The 3942-nt window shown below is 62.9% G+C and carries 6 protein-coding genes; 5 read left to right on the forward strand and 1 reads right to left on the reverse strand.

Annotation, left to right across the window (positions count from 1 at the left end; translation table 11 throughout):
• Nucleotides 1–436: 436 nt before the first annotated feature.
• The 4 genes from ACOADB_RS13650 (at nucleotide 437) to ACOADB_RS13665 (ending at nucleotide 2732) form a co-directional block, all read left to right on the forward strand.
• Nucleotides 437–628 (forward strand): hypothetical protein, encoded by a 192-nt coding sequence (locus ACOADB_RS13650; protein ID WP_378599469.1) that lies wholly within the window; start codon nucleotides 437–439, stop codon nucleotides 626–628.
• 433 nt (nucleotides 629–1061) lie between these two features.
• Entirely contained in the window at nucleotides 1062–1736 is a 675-nt protein-coding gene (locus tag ACOADB_RS13655) for a hypothetical protein (RefSeq protein ID WP_378599472.1), read from the forward strand.
• Nucleotides 1729–2283, forward strand: coding sequence for a hypothetical protein (locus ACOADB_RS13660; protein ID WP_378599475.1), 555 nt, complete (start codon nucleotides 1729–1731; stop codon nucleotides 2281–2283). Before ACOADB_RS13655 ends, ACOADB_RS13660 begins: the two co-directional genes overlap by 8 nt.
• Nucleotides 2280–2732 (forward strand): DUF7689 domain-containing protein, encoded by a 453-nt coding sequence (locus ACOADB_RS13665; RefSeq protein WP_420280859.1) that lies wholly within the window; start codon nucleotides 2280–2282, stop codon nucleotides 2730–2732. Before ACOADB_RS13660 ends, ACOADB_RS13665 begins: the two co-directional genes overlap by 4 nt.
• Before the next feature lie 155 nt (nucleotides 2733–2887).
• Here ACOADB_RS13665 and ACOADB_RS13670 read toward each other — a convergent pair whose 3' ends face one another.
• Nucleotides 2888–3331 (reverse strand): nitroreductase/quinone reductase family protein, encoded by a 444-nt coding sequence (locus tag ACOADB_RS13670; protein WP_378599478.1) that lies wholly within the window; start codon nucleotides 3329–3331, stop codon nucleotides 2888–2890.
• Nucleotides 3332–3394: 63 nt separating this feature from the next.
• On the opposite strand from ACOADB_RS13670, the gene ACOADB_RS13675 reads away from it, so the two are divergent.
• Nucleotides 3395–3942, forward strand: a 548-nt coding sequence (locus tag ACOADB_RS13675; RefSeq protein ID WP_378599481.1) for an acetoacetate decarboxylase family protein, incomplete at its 3' end; no start/stop codon positions are given.

Below are 3942 nucleotides of genomic sequence, written 5' to 3' on the forward strand. Positions count from 1 at the left end.
GGATCCGTCGGGCAACGAGTTCTGCGTGCTGCCGGCGTCGACTCACTGAGCAGCGCGACGACTCCGGAACCCTTCCACCTTCCATGGCTCCGGCGGGTGCGGCCGAGGAGCATCGGTCGCGGCGAAATGACGCTCTGGGCATCCGCGGGCCCGCCTGGAGCTAGGCGGTCCAGATCCGAGGCAGGTATCGTTCTTTATCGAGCGCGACATCTTGACCGTCGTCGCTGACGGCGCGAGCCATCAGCCAGAGCTCCCTATATGCCGCCTTGAGCGGCCATTATTCGGTCACCTTGCGTGACCGGTGTAGCAGATTTGCGAACGAGTGGTCAGCCGGAGGCGGCCGGTACTCGCTCAAGCACTACCCAATCACCCAGAACAAGGGCTGTGTTCAGGGTGTCCTCCGGCTCCCGATCAGAGTCCGTCTGGATGGTTCGTAATGACGAGTTCCGAGAGTTCGAAGACCACGCTCAAGCCTGCTCCTCAGCAGTGGGTCAAGCCCGTGTGCGCAGTTGGCGGCGTGGTCACCGTCTGTGGATTCGGTGTCTACTTCCTGAAGAAGCCTGGCGGCACCGACATGGTCAAGGCGCTGGTGCCGGCCATCGTCGCCGTCGTAGCTATCGCCAAGTAGACAGAGAAAAGGCCCCTCGGAGTGAGAGTCCGCGGGGCTTTCGTCGTCTCCGTGGTGGGAGGGCCTCTCTATAACGGAGGACCTAATCGACCAGAGTTGTGACCGTCACGGGACCGAGCGGCACATGCACATCCACGAGGCTGGGCATGCTGTCGACAACGGAATCGCGTTTCGGGCCGTCGGGTCTGCTGCACCAACAAGTGACAGCATGAGGCGGCGGATGGCCGTGACCTGACGCGGTCAACTCACTTACCTGCGCACACTCCCTTCGGAACCTTGGCGAGCGCTCACTGCCCGGTGACACCTGTAGTGCAGCCGACCCGTCTCGCTCGCCTTGATCGGATGCTCAAACCTCGGTGTGTCTAGTGTGGCAGGCTAGGCGGCCTGTAATCATGGTCGCGAGCGATCGAGTCGGCCCGAGTGGAGTTCAATAGTGGCGAGTCTCAGCCAGGTCAGAATGCCCAGCGACGCGGCGCCGAGCCTTGAGCGCCTCAGCAGACTCAGCGACGGAGAACGCCAATCCCTAGTGACGGCTCTGCAACAAACCGCATCGAACCCAAAGGCGATGCGTGAGGACGTTCGCGCCGCAATACCTGAATGGTCAGACGACGATGCTAGTGACGTTGTCTCCAATCTGCTGTCGCTGTCGGCGCTAAGCACCAGCCATGACTTCGAACTCGCTGAGCTTGCTGTTGTTGTGTCGGAACTTGTTTCGAACGACTTAGAGCATCCACTTCCGAAGGGGTTCCCACCGCAACTCGCCGAGGTGCTGTCTGCGCGTGGAGTCGTTGCGCTCGCGAAGGCATTCGACGTTTCACGCTCCTTTGAGCGCCTGATCCATCTGAGTCGCGTCATCACCGACATCCGACCGGTTTTCGGTGCTGATCCCGCGGCCGGCCCCCTGGGCTCAGTTCTAGTGCACACACTCCGGCTTGATTTCTATGCGGAGGGGAAGTTGCGGTCGCTATCGTTCGCTTTAGAGTCCGACGACATCAGGCAGATGATCGAGACGCTCGAACGGGCTGAGGCGAAAGCCGCTGCTCTTGGGGATCTGCTTGAGGCCGCCGGAATCGCAGAATTCGATTTGGTTGGAGATCCAGATGACTGAGCCGATTGAGGCACTGCGCGGCCTTGAGCGAGCCTCGGTTCGGCGCGCCGCGCTCAGATGGGTGGTCACGAAGACGCACTCGCCTGACGTGCACGACTTCGAAATCAAGGTCCCCCACGTAGATCGCAATAAATCTCGCGAGAATCGATGGGCGATCGTCCACGAGAGTCCAGATGCTCAGCAGGTCTACATGGAACTTGCCCCGAGTTTCGAAGACCGCGAGCGCCGTCGCGACCCGCTGAGTCGTTCGGTGCAAGAGGTCCGAAACCTCTTCAAGGTGCACGCCGACGAGTGGAGGGACGAGACCCAATTCGTCTCGAATCTGTCAAAGATTGTTGCGCACCCGGCATACCAGAAAATCATCGGATTGGGACCGCAGGCCGTTCCGCTCATTATCGCAGAGTTGCGAGTGCAACCCGAACTGTGGTTCTGGGCGTTGACCTCAATAGTAGGCGAAGACCAAGCTCAGGGCGTCCAGACCGTCTCGGAAGCCGCTTCAAGTTGGGTTGCGTGGTACGACCGACTCGTGGCGGACAGTGACTGGTGATCCGCAGCCACCATCTCCCGCTGCTTGCATCGGACAATCACCAAATAACAAGCCCGCCCACTGACAGTTACAACTGCATCGCGTGGGCGGCGTGCGACAGCGAGCGATTTTGGTGGCCGAGCCCAGGTACGCCGTCCTATTGGCCAGACGGCGTCGAGCAGGCGGAAACCCTCGAGGCGTTCCGAGCGGCATTCGAATCGTTGGGATTCGTCGAGTGTGACAGTTCTGAGCACGAGGATGGCGTTCAGAGGATTGCCCTCTATGTCGGCGCCGATGGTGTCCCGACCCACGCCGCGAGGCAGTTGCTGGACGGAGGCTGGACCAGCAAGCTCGGGCGCGCCGTAGATATCCGACACGCAACCGCGAATGCCGTCTGTGGCCCCCTCTACGGGGAGATCGCGATCTACATGTCTCGGCCGCGAGACAGCGAAGATCCGTGCGCGCCGTAGCCTTGGTTTGCAAGTCTGACGGATCGTAGTTGGCGGCTTCACCTTGCATTGCGGCTTGGGCGTCGCCGGGGCCACGACCGATTGGGATTGCCGAGGATGTGCTGCGCGAACACGTGTCAGCGTAACCGCCCCAAAGTGGGCGAAAGGGGCGTGTTTCAGCGCGGCGCCAGCACCACGATCGGCAACGGCCGCGTCGTACGCTGCCGGTACTTCGCGAACGTGCCCCGGTTGGCCTTGTTGCAGAGCGAGAACATCCGCTCGTAGTCCGGGTCATCGGTCCGCACGGTCCGGGCAGTCCCCACAACCTTCCGGACGCCGACCTGGAACTCGACGTCCTTGTTGGCTTCCAGGTTGAGGATCCAGGCTGGGTCGCGGCGGGCGCCGCCGTTGGATCCGACGACGAGGCGGTTGTCGCCGTCGGTCGCGTAGACCAGCGCGGTGGTCCGGGTGAGGCCGCTCTTGCGGCCGGTGGTGCGCAGCAGCAAGGTCGGCATGCCCATCAGCAGGCGGTGTCCGACGAGTCTGCGGGACGTCTCGTAGACCTTCTGGTGGGCGTCGAGCGTGGCGAGGAAGAGGTCGCGCTGGGACGGGAGCTTCATGGGGGAGAGCATGCCAGTAAGAGGGGATCGCGGATCGCTCTAGAACGTGTTCTACTTCTGTCCGTGACCATCACGCACGACATCCTCGGCCAGACCGTGACCATGCCCGTCGACGTACGCCACGGCTCCAACGCCACCGTCATCTTCGACGTCGACCTCGAGGCAGCCCGGGCCCTGGCCCCGGCCGGCTTCGAGGTCATCGAGAACGCGCCGGGCCGCGCACAGTTCGCGCTCGCGCTGATCGACTACAAGGACAACGACCTCGGTGCCTACCTGGAGGTCGGCACCATCCTCTTCGTCCGTCCCGAGGGCGGCGGCGAGGACGGCACGTTCATCACCCACCTCCCGGTCACCGAGCAGTTCACCTGCGCTGCCGGCAACCAGATCTGGGGCTTCCCCAAGTCCGTCGAGCAGATCGAGGTGACCAACACCGAGACCACCACGCGCTGGGTGCTCACGATGGACGGCGAGCTCGTCGTCGACGTCACCCTGCCGCGAGGTGGCACCGACGAGATGCCGCCGATGGCGCTGTCCGCCTACACACTCATCGACGGCCGTCCGCACGTCACCGCCTTCACCCAGGGCGGCAGCGGCAGCGGGATGTTCTTCGG

Origin of the sequence: Nocardioides sp. CPCC 206348 (genome assembly GCF_048654705.1) — a bacterium.
Taxonomy (GTDB): Bacteria; Actinomycetota; Actinomycetes; order Propionibacteriales; family Nocardioidaceae; genus Nocardioides.